Annotated in this window: 21 protein-coding genes; 2 read left to right on the top strand and 19 right to left on the bottom strand. The window is 32.7% G+C overall.

The genetic code is table 11. The annotated features are described in order from the left end of the window. Window positions 1-89 precede the first annotated feature (89 nt). From HMPREF3116_RS06170 to HMPREF3116_RS06115, 12 genes are all read right to left on the bottom strand, one after another. The gene (locus HMPREF3116_RS06170) at window positions 90-1,196 is read right to left on the bottom strand and encodes a glycosyltransferase family 4 protein (protein WP_070468408.1); all 1,107 of its coding nucleotides are present in this window, start codon (window positions 1,194-1,196) and stop codon (window positions 90-92) included. Further along, window positions 1,193-2,170 (bottom strand): ATP-grasp domain-containing protein, encoded by a 978-nt coding sequence (locus tag HMPREF3116_RS06165; RefSeq protein WP_070468406.1) that lies wholly within the window; start codon window positions 2,168-2,170, stop codon window positions 1,193-1,195. The genes HMPREF3116_RS06170 and HMPREF3116_RS06165 overlap by 4 nt, the downstream gene beginning before the upstream one ends. 1 nt (window position 2,171) lies before the next feature. After that, window positions 2,172-2,438, bottom strand: a complete 267-nt coding sequence (locus tag HMPREF3116_RS06160) for a hypothetical protein (protein WP_070468405.1) — start codon at window positions 2,436-2,438, stop codon at window positions 2,172-2,174. A gap of 15 nt (window positions 2,439-2,453) precedes the next feature. Next, on the bottom strand, window positions 2,454-3,050 hold the full coding sequence (locus tag HMPREF3116_RS06155; protein ID WP_070468403.1) for a sugar transferase: 597 nt from the start codon (window positions 3,048-3,050) through the stop codon (window positions 2,454-2,456). 24 nt (window positions 3,051-3,074) lie between these two features. Next, complete coding sequence (locus HMPREF3116_RS06150; protein ID WP_305781708.1) at window positions 3,075-4,187, bottom strand: DegT/DnrJ/EryC1/StrS family aminotransferase; 1,113 nt, start codon at window positions 4,185-4,187, stop codon at window positions 3,075-3,077. Window positions 4,188-4,201: 14 nt separating this feature from the next. Beyond that, window positions 4,202-5,116 carry a glycosyltransferase family 2 protein gene (locus HMPREF3116_RS06145; protein ID WP_070468400.1) on the bottom strand — a complete coding sequence of 305 codons (915 nt, stop codon included), beginning with the start codon at window positions 5,114-5,116 and terminating at the stop codon, window positions 4,202-4,204. A 13-nt stretch (window positions 5,117-5,129) separates the two neighbouring features. Beyond that, the gene (locus HMPREF3116_RS06140) at window positions 5,130-6,299 is read right to left on the bottom strand and encodes a glycosyltransferase (RefSeq protein WP_070468398.1); all 1,170 of its coding nucleotides are present in this window, start codon (window positions 6,297-6,299) and stop codon (window positions 5,130-5,132) included. A gap of 2 nt (window positions 6,300-6,301) precedes the next feature. Beyond that, the gene (locus HMPREF3116_RS06135) at window positions 6,302-7,750 is read right to left on the bottom strand and encodes a lipopolysaccharide biosynthesis protein (RefSeq protein WP_070468396.1); all 1,449 of its coding nucleotides are present in this window, start codon (window positions 7,748-7,750) and stop codon (window positions 6,302-6,304) included. Window positions 7,751-7,772: 22 nt separating this feature from the next. Next, window positions 7,773-8,894 (bottom strand): EpsG family protein, encoded by a 1,122-nt coding sequence (locus HMPREF3116_RS06130; RefSeq protein WP_070468394.1) that lies wholly within the window; start codon window positions 8,892-8,894, stop codon window positions 7,773-7,775. A gap of 9 nt (window positions 8,895-8,903) precedes the next feature. Then, window positions 8,904-9,638 carry a nucleotidyltransferase family protein gene (locus tag HMPREF3116_RS06125; protein ID WP_070468392.1) on the bottom strand — a complete coding sequence of 245 codons (735 nt, stop codon included), beginning with the start codon at window positions 9,636-9,638 and terminating at the stop codon, window positions 8,904-8,906. Next, window positions 9,638-10,837 (bottom strand): galactokinase, encoded by a 1,200-nt coding sequence (locus HMPREF3116_RS06120; protein ID WP_070468391.1) that lies wholly within the window; start codon window positions 10,835-10,837, stop codon window positions 9,638-9,640. The genes HMPREF3116_RS06125 and HMPREF3116_RS06120 overlap by 1 nt, the downstream gene beginning before the upstream one ends. Window positions 10,838-11,182: 345 nt before the next feature. Then, window positions 11,183-11,680: a methylated-DNA--[protein]-cysteine S-methyltransferase gene (locus HMPREF3116_RS06115; RefSeq protein ID WP_070468389.1), complete on the bottom strand. Its 498-nt coding sequence runs from the start codon at window positions 11,678-11,680 to the stop codon at window positions 11,183-11,185. Window positions 11,681-12,011: 331 nt separating this feature from the next. Between HMPREF3116_RS06115 and HMPREF3116_RS06110 the strand changes: the two genes are divergently transcribed. Beyond that, the gene (locus HMPREF3116_RS06110; RefSeq protein ID WP_070468387.1) at window positions 12,012-13,517 is read left to right on the top strand and encodes an AcpB/EbpR/MafR family transcriptional regulator; all 1,506 of its coding nucleotides are present in this window, start codon (window positions 12,012-12,014) and stop codon (window positions 13,515-13,517) included. A 49-nt stretch (window positions 13,518-13,566) separates the two neighbouring features. On the opposite strand, the gene HMPREF3116_RS08995 is transcribed toward HMPREF3116_RS06110, so the two are convergent. Then, the gene (locus tag HMPREF3116_RS08995) at window positions 13,567-13,671 is read right to left on the bottom strand and encodes a putative metal homeostasis protein (protein WP_168125804.1); all 105 of its coding nucleotides are present in this window, start codon (window positions 13,669-13,671) and stop codon (window positions 13,567-13,569) included. Between the two features lie 127 nt (window positions 13,672-13,798). On the opposite strand from HMPREF3116_RS08995, the gene rpsN reads away from it, so the two are divergent. After that, a complete protein-coding gene (rpsN, locus tag HMPREF3116_RS06105; protein WP_070468385.1) occupies window positions 13,799-14,068 on the top strand; it encodes a 30S ribosomal protein S14 in 270 nt (89 codons plus the stop codon). Window positions 14,069-14,181: 113 nt separating this feature from the next. Here the strand turns inward: rpsN and HMPREF3116_RS06100 are convergent, their stop codons facing one another. From HMPREF3116_RS06100 to rsgA, 6 genes are all read right to left on the bottom strand, one after another. After that, complete coding sequence (locus HMPREF3116_RS06100; protein WP_070468383.1) at window positions 14,182-15,864, bottom strand: DAK2 domain-containing protein; 1,683 nt, start codon at window positions 15,862-15,864, stop codon at window positions 14,182-14,184. A 26-nt stretch (window positions 15,865-15,890) separates the two neighbouring features. After that, window positions 15,891-16,256, bottom strand: coding sequence for an Asp23/Gls24 family envelope stress response protein (locus HMPREF3116_RS06095; RefSeq protein ID WP_003143306.1), 366 nt, complete (start codon window positions 16,254-16,256; stop codon window positions 15,891-15,893). A 217-nt stretch (window positions 16,257-16,473) separates the two neighbouring features. Further along, on the bottom strand, window positions 16,474-16,665 hold the full coding sequence (gene rpmB, locus HMPREF3116_RS06090; RefSeq protein WP_070468381.1) for a 50S ribosomal protein L28: 192 nt from the start codon (window positions 16,663-16,665) through the stop codon (window positions 16,474-16,476). Window positions 16,666-16,760: 95 nt separating this feature from the next. Next, window positions 16,761-17,432, bottom strand: a complete 672-nt coding sequence (locus tag HMPREF3116_RS06085) for a thiamine diphosphokinase (RefSeq protein ID WP_070468379.1) — start codon at window positions 17,430-17,432, stop codon at window positions 16,761-16,763. A 50-nt stretch (window positions 17,433-17,482) separates the two neighbouring features. Next, window positions 17,483-18,133: a ribulose-phosphate 3-epimerase gene (gene rpe, locus HMPREF3116_RS06080; protein WP_070468377.1), complete on the bottom strand. Its 651-nt coding sequence runs from the start codon at window positions 18,131-18,133 to the stop codon at window positions 17,483-17,485. 15 nt (window positions 18,134-18,148) lie between these two features. Next, window positions 18,149-19,081, bottom strand: coding sequence for a ribosome small subunit-dependent GTPase A (rsgA, locus tag HMPREF3116_RS06075; RefSeq protein ID WP_070468375.1), 933 nt, complete (start codon window positions 19,079-19,081; stop codon window positions 18,149-18,151). Window positions 19,082-19,190: the final 109 nt, after the last annotated feature.

Genomic DNA, 19,190 nt, shown 5'->3' with positions numbered 1-19,190 from the left:
TTATTTATTTTTGGTCACCAACACTATTTGACTTAAAGCTCATCATAGTTTAATTTCAAAAAATTATTTTCTTAAAAATAGACTCCTAATCAAAGAATATCTTTATATATATTATCTAAATCATATAAAACTGATTCTATAGTATAATTTTTAATACGCTGTATATTAAAATTTGAAAACTTCTGAATATTTATATCAGATTGATTACTAACCTTTTCAAGTTGGTTAACCAAATCTACTAAACTATTGTCCTCAAATAGTAATCCACCTTCTTTATCTATAACTAAATCATTATTTCCTCTTATATTTGATGCAATTATTGGTAAACCACTAGCCATTGCCTCCATAATAGACACTGGCAAACCTTCTCTACGAGAAGGAAATATAAAAACATTTGCTAATTTCATTAATTCATTAATATCATTTCTAAAACCTAGCAAAAAAATACTATTCTCAAGTTTATTTTGACAAATTAACTTTTCTAAATTCTCCCTTTCTGGTCCTTTACCACAGATAAAATATTTAAAGGAATTATTATTTAATTTAGAAAATGCCTCAATCACAAGTCGATGATTCTTATTTATATTAAGTTCTCCAACTGATAAGAAGACTATATCTGCATTATTAATTCCTAATTGTGATTTAAGCTTATTATTAGTTTTAGTATTTGAAAATCTTTTGAGATCAACACCTACACCATTCATTTTAAAAACATTTTTAATTCCTAACTTTTTCCCCATTTCAAAGTCTTCTTGATTCAAAGTAATCAAAGCGCTAGTTTTTTTTGCTAACAATTTCTCGATTGTATAATATAAAAGCCAATTTATTTTAGGAGCGCCTTTAAAAAAATGAAAGCCATGTGCTGTATATACCAATTTAGCACCAGATTTAGAATTAGCTGCTATTCTTGTAACAGCCGAAGCCACTGGGGTATGAACATGTATCACATTATATCTTTGTTCATTAAGTATTTTTTTTATTTCCTTATACGCCATAAAATTATTTTTATTAATAGGACTTCTACTAAAATGAATCTCATAAATTCTAGTGGCTAGTTGTTTTGCTTCAATTGTTAAATTTTCCGTTTGACTAGTTGCTATATCTACCTCGTATCCTTTATTTTTTAACATCTTTATATGAGGTATTAGAAACGCATTTATGGTCGAAGACACTGTCGTAACATACAAAAATTTCAATGAATTTCCCCTATATTTTTATCTAAAATTTTTATTTCATTATATTTCATCATATAAACATCTTCATCATACTCAAAATTTGGAATATTAATCTTATTTTGTAAATTTTTTACTATTTTATTAGGTATATTAACCCCACATTCATAAGCATGAGGATAACCTCCTCCAAAGCGTGGATTAACTTCCGAAATAAAAAATTCTCCATTCTTTTCAAAAATATCTATGTCTATAACTCCAATATAGTTTGTAACCTTTAAAAAATTTATTATAGTATTATATAATTTATTATTTTTTACTGAAACAGATTTATCAGTTTCTCCAGCTCTCATTAATAATTTTTCTTTAATAAACATACTTACTGGTCTCTTAGATACCAAATCTATAAATACATCTACACCATATTCTTTACCATTCATAAGCTCTTGAATTATTAAATCATCAAATCTGTTAAATAAGTCTCTTAGTTGGTCTATATCTTCAACTTTATTTATATTAATACTTGCACTTCCCCGAAGTGGTTTAACGAATACCGGAAAGTCTATTTGTTCATTTTGATAAGCTTTTTCAAAATCTTTAATATTTCGATAAGTTTGAACTGCTTTAAATCCAAGTCTTTCAATATACTTTGAAAAATTATACTTATCAAAGGATATTTCCACTTCCTCATAATCAGAAACAATCGGAATAGTTCCTATATCTAAGAAACGTTTTTTATTTTTAGCTAAAACTGATAACTCTGGGTCTATTAGTGATAATACACCATCAATATTATTTTCTTTGCAGATTTTCAAAATATAATCTATATAGTTAGATTCATTGATTTTTGGAACTATAAAATATTTATCAGCTTCATAGAGAGCAGGAGCTAGTTCACTAGCATCAGTAGCTATAACTAAGCCTCTTCCTTGCAATTCTTTTTTAAAATATTGAACTACTTTATTTCTTGTACCTACACTTAAAATTAGAATATTCATATTATCTCCTATCAATAAATTTTTCCATTAGCAACAAGTTTTGATAGGTACCGTTAATATATCGTTCCATATTACAGATCATATAACGTTTATTCTTATCCGTAATGTCAATCATATTTTCTAACCACTTCTCTTGTTGATTAATCGAAATAGGACTGAATCCTCCCCCTAAATACTGATAAATTTCTTTCGTGTTTTTCCACTTATTCAAATAAACTAAATCTGTTTTTAATATTGGTCGTAAAAAAATATTCTCACTACTAAACATAGTCACCCTACTTTCTTAATTATAAATATTATCTGTTTTTATTACTCTAAGGAATGTTTTGAGAATAATTTTAAAATCTAACTTTAAACTATAATGTTCGATATAATCTATATCTAATTTTATTCTTTCATTCCAACCAACAGAATTTCTTACAGTTACTTGTGCAAGTCCGGTAATTCCTGGTTTAACACTAAATCTTTTTTTCGCCCAATCTGGATATCCCTCATAATGCTGATATGGAAAATAAGTAACGGGTGGTCGAGGTCCCACTAAACTCATTTCTCCTAACCAAATATTAAGTAATTGTGGTAATTCATCTAAACTAGTCTTTCGTAAAAAAAATCCAATTTTAGTTATTCGAGTATCTCTCTCACTTTTAATGCTAAGACCGTCTCCAATATTCTCAGCATTATTGATCATGGTTCTGAATTTAAATATTTTAAATATTTTCCCATGTTCACCGATCCGACTTTGACAAAATAGAATTGGTCCTTGTGAAGTTAATTTTATTAGTACAGAAATTATAATAAACAGAGGAAATAATATTACTAGAAAAACTGTACTAATTAATAAATCAAATAATCTTTTTAGAACTTTTTGACTTCTATTCATTAACCTATTCTCCCTAACTTAAAATTAAAACAAGCTTTTAATAACATTAATTACTTTATCTTGTTCTGTTGCTGACATTTTTGTATCACTTGGTAAACAAACTCCATTTTCATATAACAATTGTGCGACATTGCCACCAATATAGTCAAATTCTTCAAAAACAGGTTGCATATGCATTGGTTTCCAAACTGGTCTAGATTCTATATTTGCTTCATTCAATGCATCAATAACTGTTTTAGGTGTAACTTTATCGGAATGAATTTGAAATGCACTTAACCAATAGTTTGCACGTTCATAGTCATGTTCAGGTAACATTTCGATTTCGTCAATATCTTTAAAGGCATCTTTATAACGATGATAAATTGCACGCTTTTTCTCAATTCTATCTGAAAGGATTTTCAACTGCCCTCGCCCAACTCCTGCAGAGATATTACTCAATCTATAGTTATAACCAATATCCTTATGTTCATAGTGTAAGACCGCCTCTCTAGCTTGAGTTGCCCAATAACGCGCTTTATCAATACCATCTTTATGTTTGGAAACTAACATCCCTCCACCGGAAGTAGTGATAATTTTATTGCCATTAAATGAATAAATGCCATAATCGCCAAATGTACCCGTCCATTGCCCTTTAAAGACAGTACCTAAACTCTCAGCTGCATCTTCAATCAAAGCAACACCATGTTTATCACAAATTTCCTTAATTTGGTCAATTTTGCTTGATACGCCATAAAGGTGTACTACAATCACTGCTTTAGGGGTATATTTTTCAAATGCCTGCTCTAATAATTCTGGGTCCATATTCCATGTATCACGTTCAGAATCAATAAAAACAGGAATAGCCTTCTCGTATCTAATTGGATTGGCAGTTGCTGAGAATGTCAGAGTTTGACAAAATACGATGTCACCCTCACCCACTCCAGCAGCTTTTAATGCTAGATGAATTGCGGACGTACCAGAGTCCAAAGCTAAAGTATTATCAACACCCACCATTTGGGAAAGTTCATTTTCAAATTCATTTACATTATGACCTAATGGTGCTATCCAGTTTGTATCAAATGCTTCTTGAACAAATTCACGTTCGTACCCTTCATCACTCATATGTGGTGAGGATAGCAATATTCTTGACATATTAATTCTCCTTTATTACTTTATAGTTTAAAACCAAAACTTTTTTTAGTTACCGCTCTATAAAGGATATAATAAAAATATTTTATTAAAACTATAAAGTTTAATTTACTATTTCGATAAATTGAAATGGCATCTCCAAATTCTTTAAATGATAATGCAGCTCTGAGATCTATAAGAGATAATATTAACCAAACTTTATTCTGATCATCACTACTTAATTGAGCTATTATTTTACTAAAGCGTTTTTTATAATTTAAATTTATAGCTTTAGTTTCATTATAAGTATATTTTTTTTCTCTAATTTCATTATGTATCAGAATACCCATATAATTTACATATTTTATTTTATACTTTAAAAGAATTCTAGACATAAATTCCAAATCTTGATTTCTTTGAAATGTTTCGTCAAATCCATTTACCTCATCTATAATTTCTTTACGTATCATGAAATTTGATCCAGAACCCATAAATAGATTTTTTGATAATGACTGTACGGGTAAAAATCCTTCCGCTTTCTCAGCAGAAACCTGAATTTTCCCAAACTGATCAATTTTTTTGTAACCCGTATAACACATTCCCCATGAAAAATCTAAATTACTTAAAGCATTTACTTGTTGCATTACTTTATCATTATAGTATTCATCATCATCGTCTAAGAAGGTAATATAATCACCTTCAGAATGCTTAATTCCGGTATTTCTTGCAACAGCTCCATTTAAATTCTTTTTATGTTGAAAATATTTAAATTTAGGATTTTTTAGATATTTAGAAACATTTTCTTCTGTTTTTAATCTATCAATGCTTTTAGGATCATTATCATCAACTACTATAACTTCTATATTGTTATAACTTTGATTAAGTGCACTATCAATAGCACGAGTTATCCTATCACTTCTTCCAAATGTTGGAATGATTATACTTACCTTTGGTTCCAAATCTACACCCCTTTTATAATGAATTAAATAAGGTTTCCCAATCCTCAGTAATTACTTTTAATGAAAAATCGTTAGCCCTCTGCTTTGAAAAAGCTCCCATATCACTTCTTAGCTTATCATTTTTTAAGAGAATATCTAATTTTTCTGCAAATTCTTTTGTATTATAGTTATTAACAAGAAAACCACTTTTATTTTGAATGATAATTTCTGAGGGGCCTTCCGTTGAAAATGAAACTACCGGTAAACCGCATTCCATAGCTTCGGTCAAAACCAATCCAAAACCTTCAACTTTTGAAGTAGATATGAAAATAGAACTATCTAAATAATGCTCAGCGACATTATTTGATTCTCCTACAATAGTGATATATGACTGTAAATTATTTTTTTCTATATCCGATTGAAACCTTTGCATATCTGGCCCATCTCCTACTACTTCTACTTCAAAATTACTGTTAATCTTTTTTAGTTTCTGAACTATTTCAAGAAGTAAATCTAAACCTTTTGTAGCGTAAAAAATTCTTCCTACAAAAATAATTTTCTTTTTCTTTAGTGTACTAAATTTTGAAGTCTTAAATGTCAGAGGATTATATATATAGTCAAAATCCATATCAAATTCACTTGTAAATCTTCTTTTTGCTGATTTAGTCAACACAATTCTTGAATCTAATTTTTTTAGTGCTATTTTATAAATTGATTTCAAATTATATAAGTTATCCTTATACTCAAAATATCTTTCATAAGAATTATGGAGCCATCCAACAGTTTTAGGAGTTAGTTGGTTAGAAATCATACCTAATAAAGCAGAAGAATAGGGAGCAACTCCCACTATAATATCAAATTGATGGGTTTCAAAAAACTTAATATACGATCTTCTTTCTTTGAGTGGAAAAATTCGATTCAAATTAAAATCTTGACTTCCTGAACCAAATCCTCTCTGGTAACACTTTGTATATAACCTAGATAAAATATAATCATATTTTCCATGAGCAGTTTCTTTAGTCCAGTAAGTTTTAACCTTAGGATCCAGTGGATATTTTATAGTTCTAGATAGTTTCTCATTTTGATTAAATAATATTGAAATTTCATTTTTTTTATTTTGAGCCAGTGAGTTAGCAATTATGGTCAATATTTTTTGCTGACCGCCTATTACTCCTATCGTATCTGAAACAAAGCATATCTTCATTATTAACTCCTCTTTAAATAACTCTTTGTAGTATTTAGCAAGTAAGTGTAAGCTTCATTATTTAATATATAAGACAATGCTATATAAATAGAAGCCCCCACAACTATTTGTATTCCTAACGTTTTTAATGTATCGAGTTTTAGAAAATTCACGAAATAAATGATAATTCCCATCAAAATAGCTTGTACTGCAGATGGTAGGATATCTTTGATTTGTTCTATATATGTATAATTTATTAATTTTTTATTTGGAATCGCATTAATAATAGTTTCAACATATCTTTCAATCATAAATCCTATAGCAACTGCTTTTATACTAATAGGAACAGTAATCAAAATTATTACTAGACCTATACTTTTTTTGATTATTTCAGTTTTTAAAATTAAATCACTTCGTCCTAAAGCTCTCATAGGTTGCAAATTGATAGTGATTATTGGCCAAATTGCATACGTCAAACTGAATATTATAAGTAGAGATGTCGCTGGAATCCACTTCTCTCCTAACACAACTACTACTATATTTTTTGCTGTCACTGCCATCCCTACCATCGCTGGAAAAATAAGGAACGAACTTGTTTTCAATGACCTTCTAACCATTCTTTTTACAATCTTTATATCGCTTTGCTGAGAGGACAAGGATGGTAATAATACTGCCTGTATGGCACCATCAACATTTCTTACAATTACATTGGGAAACTGTTCCCCTCTTTTGTAATATCCTAGAGAAGTGGAATTATATGTCCTTCCAATTATTAATGTTCTAATTTCGAGATAAATATTACTAATCAAATTAGAACCTAATATGCTACTCCCATAAATAAACATCTCTTTAATTCTATATAAGGAAAATTTCATTACTGGTTTCCAGTCAGAAAGGATAGCGACTATAATACAGTTCAAAATTTGATACATGCATTGTTGAATTAGTAACGCCCAAATTCCAAATGACATATAGGCTGCAACTATACCTATAATCCCAGAAATAGTATTAGCAATCAAACTACTCCTAGCAGACACTTGAAACTGTAATTTTCGTTGCAAATAAGCTAATTGTACAGAATTAACTGCACCCGCAAAGAACACAATCCCAATTGTCCTTAAATATATAGTTAAATTGTAATCTCCATAAAATTCTGATATCCATGGAGCGGTATAAAATAATAAAATATATAATAAAAATGAAATTCCTAAAGAAAAATAAAAAACTGAAGAAAAGTCAAGATTATCTGCTTCTTTTTTTTGTACTAAGGCAACATTAAAACCACCTTGAACAAATACTTGAGCAATGTTAACAAAGACTAATAATATTGACATTGTTCCAAATTCTGAGGGGGACAAAATTCTTGCTAAGATTATTTGTATTACAAATGTAATTAACTGTGAACCACCTAATTCTATAATCTTCCATACTAAAGAATTTATGATATTTTTTTTATTTACTAGTTCATCCAAATTACGTACCTCCTTCTTAAATTTAGTAAAAAAGTTTATAAGCATTACTATAGTAGTTCAAAACTATTAAATTATATAGAATTATCACTAAAATCCAAATTATATATTTTATTTTGTTTGGCTTAATAATTAATAAATCTTTTATTAGAATAAAAATTCCTATTGAAAACATATAGCTTAATCGAACAGCTATTGTACTTTCCCCAAGGCCCATACAGAAGAAATAAATATAAGAGCCTACTAGCATAGAGTTAAAACTGATTAAATTTATTCTATTTAGTTGTATAATATAAGAATATGAGGTTAAGAAAATAATCAATCCTATATTTATCCACGGTAATGAATGTTCTAACAAAATTCTAGAAATAAAATGAATAGTATTATCATATTGGTAACTTGACGATAAATAACTTACTACTTTATTTAAGGCTGGAAAAGTAACAGTGGGCCTCGATATATCACTCAAAATAAAGTTTCTAGCAATTACTCCTATTAAAAAGATTACTAATGATATCAGTACATAATTAGATTTTCTTATAATTGTTCTTTCTAAAAATCTTCTTATAAATAATGTAATACTGGTAGAATAATGAAAAAGAATACTTGCAAAACTATTTAAATAGTACTTAATACTATTATTTTCACTCAAATCATAAAATGCCTTTAATAATATACTCATTGCAAAAAACTGTCTTATAATATCTAGTGGCCCTCGTAAAATAAAGAAAGAAATAAAAATAAAAAATAATAAAAATGCATTTTTATTATCAACTTTGAAAATTACTGACGAAATAATTACTAGTGGTATAAATGAAAATAGAAAGAAAAATCCTTGTATTCCTATACCTATCGATTTTAATAACGAAGCAAGTAAAACAAATCCTGGTTCATAAGACATTTCCAGTAATAAATTTATATTTAAATTTGAAATTCGAGGCAACATAAGATATATATTCACATAGTTTTCAGTATCAGTACCTATCGTTCGTATAGCTGCAGAACATGAAATAATAATGATTAATAATAAAACTGTTATCTTTTTTAAATTTATACTAAAATTTAGATGTTTTTCAATTGCCCCTAAAAAAGCACTCAAAATTAACACAAGGAAAATAAATATATACTGTAAAATTGTAGCTACCATTTTTTACTCCTATTTTTTAAATACTAACCGTACTTTATTATAACTTTCCACCGTTCCTATATCATATCGTTTACCTTCAAATACGAAAGCTTTAACTTGATTATGTTGAATCAAATACGGAATAAAGTTTCCAGGTGCATCCGGATTATTACCTGCGTTCAAATATTCTTGAATTAAAGGTAACGTGTCTTCTTTTAGGACGTAAAACGTAGGTACACAGTGATGGTAGGTAGGATTTTCTGGTTTCTCAATAAAATCTACTACTGTTCTATTTTCATCGAAAGCAGCTGTCCCATTACGCTTCAATTGGTCTAGGTTTGCTTCATAATACATAGCGAGAGCATCTGAATCATGATCTTTCGCAAAACCAACAAATTTTGCTAATGAAAATTCAAATAGATTGTCTCCTGCAAGTATTAATAAATCATCTTGAATACCTAACTGATCAATTACAAACTGAATGTCTCCAATTGCCCCTAAACGGGTTTCATTGGTTAAAGTCCCATCATTCACTACGGTAAATTTCATCTCATAGTTTGCTTGGTCAACCCATTCTTCAAACTGGTGGGCAAATTTATCATTGGTGACAATAATAATTTCATCTACTTCAGGAACTTGTATAATTTTCTCTACGATATGGTCAGTGATTGTCTTACCTGCTACTTCTAATAGTGGCTTTGCCTTATTCTTAGTTAGTGGATATAAGCGCGTTGCATAGCCCGCACCCAATAAAATTGCCTTCATTAAATCAGTTCCTCCACATCTACAAATCTTGCCCCGTCTTCAGTTACACAGAAATTCACTTCGTATTTATCTTTAATTTCTGGGTATTTTACTGGATAGATTGCATCAATCTGTGCTTTAATACTTTCTTTATACGCTGGATCAATCAAACCAATCACTGCGCCACGGAATCCAGCCCCACTTGGACGTGCACCGTAGACACCTTCCGCATCTTTCAAGATATCAAAAATTGTTTTCATTTCCGCGATGCCTGTTTCTTGTTGGTAGAATGATGAATAACCTGATTCAAACATTAACTGCCCGAATTCCTCAATATCACCTTTTGCCCAAGCTTCTGCTCCCTTGAGTACACGTGCTTGTTCTGTATAGAAATGGGCTGCCCGTTTACGGAATCGTTCTGGTAATTGGTCTTTATACTCTTCATAAACCTCAATTGGTACATCTCGTAATTTAACGTCTTCTAATGTTGGCAACGGTAAACCAGCTAATTCAAGTAACAACCACCCTGCTACGCGCGATTCATCTACTCGATTATTAAAGTCTGTCCCAATAAGTGATTTAGAAATACCAGAATAGACAACGATGACTTCAAAATCTTTAATGCTTTCGCCTTTATTAATCATTTCATATTCGTTGGTTAAACAGTCCATGACCATTAATTGATTGTCCATACTTAAAACATTTGCAGATTGGTCTAAAATCCCATTTTTAAGTCCGATAAATTCCGTTTCCACCCAGTGACTGTACATAATAATACCCATTTTAGATACTTGGATATCATTTACATCACATAAAGCCATTAAATAAGCAGTCGTTACCGCCGCTGACGACGATAATCCACCGATCGGTAACTTACCTGATACAACAGCATTCAATCCTACTTTTAATACATAATCTTGTTGTAAGGCTTTTACAGCACCTCGAATATAGGTCCCCCAGAAACCTGGAATATATTCTAATTCATGTCCATAAGAAAAAATTTCCTTATCAGGGAAATCCAGACTTTGAATTTGAACATAGTTATCTTCACGTGGTGCATACACCATATCCACGCTCGCATCCAGAGTCATCCCTGTTACTCTTCCACCTTGGTAATCAGAGTGGGCGCCGATTGGACATATTCTTAACGGTGATTTTACCGCTCTTAAGTCATTTGAAGTGCCATATTCAGCAATAAATGTTTCCATCAGGTTAGGCATATATTTACGATCTCCAATCCATTTTGCATAATTCTTTATTATTATAGCAAAGAAATATTACGATTTAGATATAATTTTCAATTTTCCCTTCTTATTCATCGATTTGTCCAAAGTCATACAATGTTCATTCAATTTCATTAAAAACAATCTTCGTCTAATCATAGCCTCGTGATCGTTTGAATTCAACCTTTATGCGTCATTTTTTCTTCTCTGATTTTCATATCATTAGTGGCTAACTGGCATGAAAATTGTTATATATATGCATATGCTATCTATACAGAATGGATAAAAGTCATAGAAAGAACTTCAGAATCATGGCGTCAAGCGTTCTGAAGTTTTTGGGTGTTATTTTATTTCAAAGTCTCTCAATTGCTGAAACAAATTTGTATTCTTGTCTCGATTTTTGGTTTCTTCAATTGAAAGTATTACACGGTGACTTGGAATCATCAAGGCTATTGGGTTACTTTCAATTGCGCCAATTACTGCTTTTTTTGATCCTTGTCCTTTAGTTTGTCTAGCTGCAATGCTATCAGTTAATTGGTCTAGTGTCATAACTTGTCCATAGGCAATCTTTTGTAGTTCAGTCCACACATCTTGTTGGAAAGCTGTACCTTGTGGCATTAATTGAAAATCGATTGTTTCAAGTGGTTGCTTAGCAAAGTAGACATCTAACCACTCTACTGCTTTATCGATGATCACTGATTGTTGATTAATCGCTTTATCAAGGTCAAATAGACCACCAAAATGCTTTTGGTCTTCAAACCATGCCCCTAATAAGCCATGGTCGTTTGCTAGTAAGGTAATGGTGCCTAATTCAGATGAATAAGGATATTTATATAACATAAGAAAGCTCCTTTAATATGATGGTTTAAATTGTAACAGATTCCTAGTTGTTAGCGAGTAAAGTCTCACTGGTATATATATCTGGTTGATAGGTTGTATCGTTTAACAGTCAATATCAATCAATTTCAATGAAATTCATTCATTACCTCTCTTTTCATAAGTACAAATATTGTTTAACTATGTTCGTTTTTCTTGTTCTATTCACTTGCTTTTTATCAATATTGGAAACTTCATTGCAAGTTAATAGCCTTTAATATCTATACATCTTATAATATAAAGGTGATATACTTGCAGAAAGGAGTCTTCTAATTCTAAATTAGAAGTGATATATATGCGAAATCTATTGACAAATAAACAAAAACGAGAAATCGATGTGTTAGAATTTTTGACACATATTGGTACAGCTCAACAAGTGAAGGATATTGCAGCCTACGCGAATATTAATCATCGTATGGTAATGGAAACAATTCGTGAAATTAATGAAAAGTATGACTTCATAGATATTTTTAAAACTGATGACTTATACAGTATTCAATATAAACATAATACATCTATTGATAAAGTTTACCGTAAGTTTTATAACTCGAACATCTATTTCACCATTATTCAATATATCTTCTTTCATGATAAGGTTTCTTTGGCTGAACTTTCAAATATCCTTTTCGTCTCTGAATCAACAACCTACCGAGCAGTATTAAAGATGAATGAAGTACTCACTAAAAACTATGGTTTTTCCATTGACTCTGACCCTTATCAATTCACAGGGGATGAATTAAATATACGCTTATTTATGCAACGTTTTTTTATAGAGTCTTCGGATATCTTACATTGGCCATTTCCAGACCATGACCAGCATTTTTATCAAAATTTACTTTTATATATGGTTTCTTTTACATCATACAAATTAGATACCTATAGTATACGTTCATTTTCTATCAGTGTAGTTGTGAATGAGATCCGCTACAATTATGGTCATAAACACCAGCTCCCCCTTACACGGCTACATAACAATCTGTCAGAAGTGAGTGATGTCTACGGTTTTAATTTAGATGAATTAAATAAAAAATTTGATTTAAACCTTGACCAGGAATATATTGAACAAATTTTAGGCTTGTTTATCGAACAAGATTTTAAATATGATTATGCAGAAATTAAAGCACTTAGGAGTTCTGATGCACATATAGCAGATATTTTAGATTCGCTTGAAGAAATACTTGATCAATTAATTCACCAATTTAAGGTACCCCTGCCAAATCGAGAAGCATTGATACTAGAACTATATAATATTGTTTTAATCGAAGGGCAAGCACGCTCAAAACCATTTATTTTACGTGACCTTTTCTTGGAACACAACCAAATGATCCGCAACTTTCATCCTAGTTTCTATGATGCAGTGTTTGAAGGTATGGATAAGTATTGTCAACTCATTTTTGGTGAGCATTATGATCCCCATATCCTTTATGCTACTATTTACTCTGTATTTAATTATTGGGAAGATTTATTTATGAATCTATCCAATAACATGCCAGCCGTAAATATTCTAGTATTGTCTGAAATCACTTGGGAAGGTTCTAAGCAAGCAGCAAGTAATATTAAAGGTATTTTTGGACCAAAAGTAAATGTTGAAACTTGGAACCATTTTGATATATCCATTCCACTACTGTCCGAAAGTCCTTATGATATTATTTGTAGTTTTTTCTCTATTCCAGCTATTCCCGGAAAGGAGATATATACCATCACAAGTGAATCATATCAGCATAACTTCCAGCCTTTAGAAAACATTGTAAACAGGATACGTTATCAAAAATTTAAGCAAGAAATGGCATCAGACAAATAAGAAAGCAAAAAGCGTTGATTGAATTGTATCTCAATCAACGCTTTCGCTTTTACTTATTTAAAGATTTTAATACGCTTTGTGCCCGTTGACGTGTTTTACGGTTTGGACTTTTCATCCGGCGTCGTGCACTTGCTGCATCCATTTTTTCTGCCATGATACTTCCTCCTTGACTTTTTAATAGTAAGTGGTTAAAATCGTAATGATTACGATTTATATTTCAGGATTTTATATTAACGATTTTCACAGCATTTGTCAACACTTGGTACAGAAAGGATTTATTCATGGCTAAGAAATCAAAGATAGCGAAAGCACAAAAACAACTAGCAACCGTAGAAAAATATAGAGAAAAACGCGAAGCATTAAAAGCAGCCGGTGACTATGAAGGTTTAAGTAAGTTACCACGTAATGCCTCACCTACTCGTATCCACAACCGGGACAGAATTGATGGTCGTCCACATGGTTATATGCGTAAATTCGGCATGAGTCGTATTCGATTTAGAGAATTAGCCCACCAAGGCAAAATCCCTGGTGTAAAAAAAGCCTCATTCTAATATTTTATTCCTTTATAGTTATCGCTCCAAAATGTGAAATGAATAAAAGCACAGAATCTAGTGAAATGTTTTCCGCTAGCTTCTGTGCTTATTTGTGTTTTGATATAAAAGGCTTATTCTACTGACGCTAAGAAGTGGTAAACTGGTTGACCACCGTCTACGATCTCAACTTCAATATCTTCGTTAGCTGCTTCGACTGCTTCAGCGACTAATGCTGCTGTTGCTTGGTCGGTTTCTTCACCAAAGATTAAAGTCACTAATTCCTTGTCTTCATCCACCATTTGATTAATCATATTAATGGTTTCTTTGACTAAGTCAGCGTCTTCAGAGACGATTTTACCGTCTATGATACCCATATAGTGATCTTTATGGATTTCTAAGCCGTCAACTGTCGTATCACGAACCGCTACTGTGACTTGACCACTTGTAACGTTTGCTACTTCAGCAACCATGGCCACCTTGTTGTCTTCTAATGTCCCATCTGGGTTGTAACCTAACATGGCTGTTAAACCTTGAGAGATATATTTAGTTTCAACTACGGCAGCTGGTGTTTCTGATACTTCAACAGCTTGGTTAGCAGCCATAATGATATTCTTATTATTCGGTAAGATAATCACATTATCTGCATTGGCTTTATCGATAGCATCTAAGATATCATTTGTTGATGGGTTCATCGTTTGACCACCTGAGATGATACATTTAACGCCCATATCTTTAAATAGGTTTTCAATACCTTCACCGGCCGCAACAGCGATAATCGCTAAATTTGTGCGCTCAACTGCTGGTGCTGACGCTGTTTGGTTTGAGCCTTTACCTTCTAGGATGTCGTCATGTTGTAGACGCATGTTGTCTACTTTAATTTTCACTAATGAACCAAATTTTTGGCCATAGTTCATGACTTCACCTGGTGTTTCTGTATGAACATGCACTTTAACGATCTCGTCATCAGCTACAACCAATAATGAATCCCCTATGCCATCTAAGTAGTTACGGAAGGTATCATAATCAAATGTTTCAGTAACTGTTTCGCCTTCACCGATTTTAACCATAATTTCAGTACAGTAGCCATATTGAATATCTTCTGATGTTACTGAATGTGATGTATTAAAGAAGTTTTCTTGGTGAGCCAATTCGGTTACATTCGCTTTGTTTGGATCAGCTGATTTAACTGGGAAAGATTCACCAGTTAATGACTCTAAGAAACCATGGTAGATATAAACTAACCCCTGACCACCTGAATCAACAACACCTACTTCTTTTAATACGGGTAGTAAGTTAGGTGTGTTTTCTAGTGATGTTTGTGCTTCTTCTAATACTGCAGTCATCACTTCAATGATGTCATCCGTTTCTTCAGCTTTTTGCATACCCGCTGCTGCTGAATCACGTGCTACAGTTAAGATAGTACCTTCTACGGGTTTCATCACAGCTTTTACCGCTGTATCAATACCACGTTGGAAAGCATTCGCTAAATCTTTTGCTTCAATGGTCGTTTTACCTTCGATCGCCTTACCAAAGCCTCGGAATAGTTGAGATAAGATAACGCCTGAGTTACCGCGTGCGCCCATCAATAAGCCCTTAGCTAAGTCTTCTCCAACCTCACCAACGGTATCGGAATGTTGTTTAATCACTCGTTCAATACCTGAAGTATATGTTAAATTCATATTTGTTCCGGTATCACCATCTGGCACCGGGAACACATTTAATGAATTCACATATTCAGCATTCTCTGAAAGTCGGTTACCCCCAACTTCCAGCATAGATATGAATGCTTCAACGTCTAATACTGTTCTTTTCACCTAAAAATCCTCCTTGATTACCGCAACTAGTCTTCAATCACACGGACGCCTTGTACGTACACGTTCACTACATTTGCAGCAATACCTAATTGACGACCTAATTCGTATTTCACAGAACTTTGTACATTGCGACAAATTTCAGAAATTTTCGTTCCGTAGTTGACGATAATATATACATCCACTACTACTAAATCGTTGTTATCTACTGAAACAAGTACCCCTTTGGTATAGTTTTCTTGTTTAAGAATCTCTTGGATACCATCACGGATTTGATGCTTGCTTGCCATACCAACGACACCGTAGTTTTGGGTTGTAGCCATACCTACGACTGTTGCGATAGATTCATTTGTAATATCAATTTCACCGAAGTCTGTTTGCATTTTTAATGCCATAAAAAATAGCCTCCTTTTGAAGGGTTGTCTAGCTATATTTATCTAGAACTTTATCGTTCTAAACAAATATCATTTCATTTATAACACTCATTTTACCACATACCAAGCTATTATACCTAAATATTTGACAAGTCGCAAACCCATATATAGGCACAAAAAAAGCCGTATCTTCCACTTTGGAAAATTACGACCTTATTTGATTATCATCATAAGTGAATTAAGCACGGTTTACTAAACCAGCTTTGATTGCGTGTGCAGAAACCCATACACGCTTTTTGTTACCATTTTCGTCGATGATACGAACTTTTTGTAAGTTTGCTTTAAATTTACGTTTTGTAGCATTCAATGCGTGTGAGCGGTTGTTACCTGTAGTCGCTTTACGTCCTGTGTAATAACATTCTTTAGCCATTGTCATAATCCTCCTCTACAAATTTCATACCATAACATATTACTATATTTAATGTCATAAATCAAACCTATTTATGATAAAAATAATGCTTGTACTTAATCTCTGGCTTGAATAGCGAGGATAAGCCCCTCACTAAAGGCAATGGTCATGGTATTTTGGCCTGGTAAAAACTCATTTGAAATCAAAGCCAAAGGTACGGGCATTTGATACTGATCTAAGGGATAGACAACATTTTCTAAACATAAATTCTTTACTGGCGTCATCGCAACAAAAGATAAATATTTCATGCCTTTTAAACGATCAATTTGATATTGTCCTGGTCTTAAAAATGATACAGCATTATTTTCTTCAACCAAGTGAATACGATCAATAATGGATGCAAAGCGGTCTTGATAAATAAGCCATAAATTAGATAATAAATGGTCTACTCTCCCCCCTAGCATGCCAAAGAGATGGTATTCAGCCTGTGGATATAAGTCAGCAACTGTGCCCAAAGCATGTTCAGTGTCCGTTTCATCTTTCATTGGCGGCAACTTTTCAATTCTTTTGGCCTTATCTTCAACTTGTTTGAGGACGCTTTCTTCAATTGAATCAAAATCGCCTACTGCTAAGTCAATGGGGAGATTAAGGTCTAATAGTTGTTTAGCCCCTAAATCGACCCCAACAAAGACTGTTTCTGTATCGTTAAGGGCTGCTTTTCTTTCTGCTATATAGGTTTTAAAATACGTTGGGTCAAAAGGACCAGACCCGATAAGATAAACTTGCATGGGCTCACTTCTTTCTAGTGCGGGCTTAATTAGATAAAAGCTAAATACACCTATTTCAACGCCATTCTTAAAGCATCAATGGGTACTTTAACATCATCTTGATTGAAGATGTATGAGCCAGCCACAAAGGCATCTACCCCTTTTTCGGCACAGATTTTAGCTGTCTCATCGTTAATGCCACCGTCCACTTCGATTAAGAATTTGGCATCATGGTCTGCTCTGAATGCATTTAATTCAACCATCTTATCAACAGTGGACGCGATAAATGATTGGCCACCAAATCCAGGATTGACAGTCATCACTAAAACCATGTCAACATCTTTTAGAATGGGTACAATTGCCGATACTGGTGTGGCAGGATTAATGGCAACACCGGCCTTCATACCATGTTTGTGAATGGTTTGGATTAAGCCATGTAAGTGGTTAGTGGCTTCATAATGAACCGTAAAGTAATCTGCCCCCGCATTAGCAAATGCTTCAACATATGCTTCAGGATGAGCGACCATTAAATGGCAATCTAAGGTCATTTTTGTATTTGGTCGTAAGGCTTCAACGACACCAGCACCAAAAGTTAAATTGGGTACAAAATGGCCGTCCATTACATCAATATGGACCCAGTCAGCGCCAGCTTTTTCGATTCGATTTACTTCATCAATAAATTTACCAAAATCAGCAGATAAAATAGATGGTGCAATATACATGTACATTCCTACTTTCTAATATTTGGGTTTGGCATTGTCAATTTCTTGGAAGATTTGTAGATAAGAGTCATAGCGACTTTGTGCGATTTCACCAGCTTCTAAGGCGGCTTTCACTGCACATTTAGGTTCTTGAATATGGGTGCACCCCCGAAACTTACATTGGTCTTGAATGGCCCGCATTTCTGGGAAGTAGTTAGATAGTAGCACTTTATCTAATTGGTCGATATCGATACTAGAGAATCCTGGTGTATCCGCTACTTTCCCTTCAAATATATCATGTAATTCGGTATGGCGGGTAGTATGACGACCGCGACCAAGTGATGTGGAGATTTCCCCAGTTTCAATCGCTAAATCCGGTAATAAGCGGTTAAGTAGGGTCGATTTCCCAACCCCTGATTGTCCTACAACCACCATTGTCCGGTTGGCAACAATTTCTTTTAATTGATTCAGATTTTCGTCTAGGTCGGTTGATAAGATCACTTGGTAACCAATTTCACGGTATATCTGAATAAACTGGTTGATCCGCTCTTTATCCTCTTGACTAGCTTGGTCAGTTAAGTCCATTTTTGAGAAATAAAGAATCGGTTCAATGTTCTCTGACGCTAAATAAACTAAAAAACGGTCTAATAATTTTGGTTGTATCTGGGGTTCTGTAACAGATGCTACCAATAAGGCCACGTCCACATTAGCTACTGCTGGTCTTATCATTTGGCTATAGCGAGGTAAGATTTTCATCACATAGCCTTCATGGGGATTTTCTGCTTGGAATTCCACAAAATCACCTACCAATGGTGTGGTTTGGGTATTTCTAAATTGGCCACGTGCTCGTGTTGTATAAATTGCTTGGCTTTCTTTTTCTTCTACATAATAAAAACCAGATAGGGATTTAATAATTTGGCCGGTATAAGTTGGTGTATTGGATTGATTTTGTGTGGTTTGTTTCTTCATGCTTTGGAATAATACCTCCTTATTGGGTCAATTGTATATACCTTTAATCGTTATGAAATTTGTGTCTGAATACTTATGCCCTATTTTACCCCAAAATTCCTATAAAAAA

This window comes from Aerococcus sp. HMSC10H05, from assembly GCF_001806975.1.
Lineage (GTDB): Bacteria > Bacillota > Bacilli > Lactobacillales > Aerococcaceae > Aerococcus > Aerococcus viridans_B.
The sequence above is the reverse complement of the archived record's forward strand: the minus strand, read 5'-3'. Positions and strand labels throughout refer to the sequence as shown.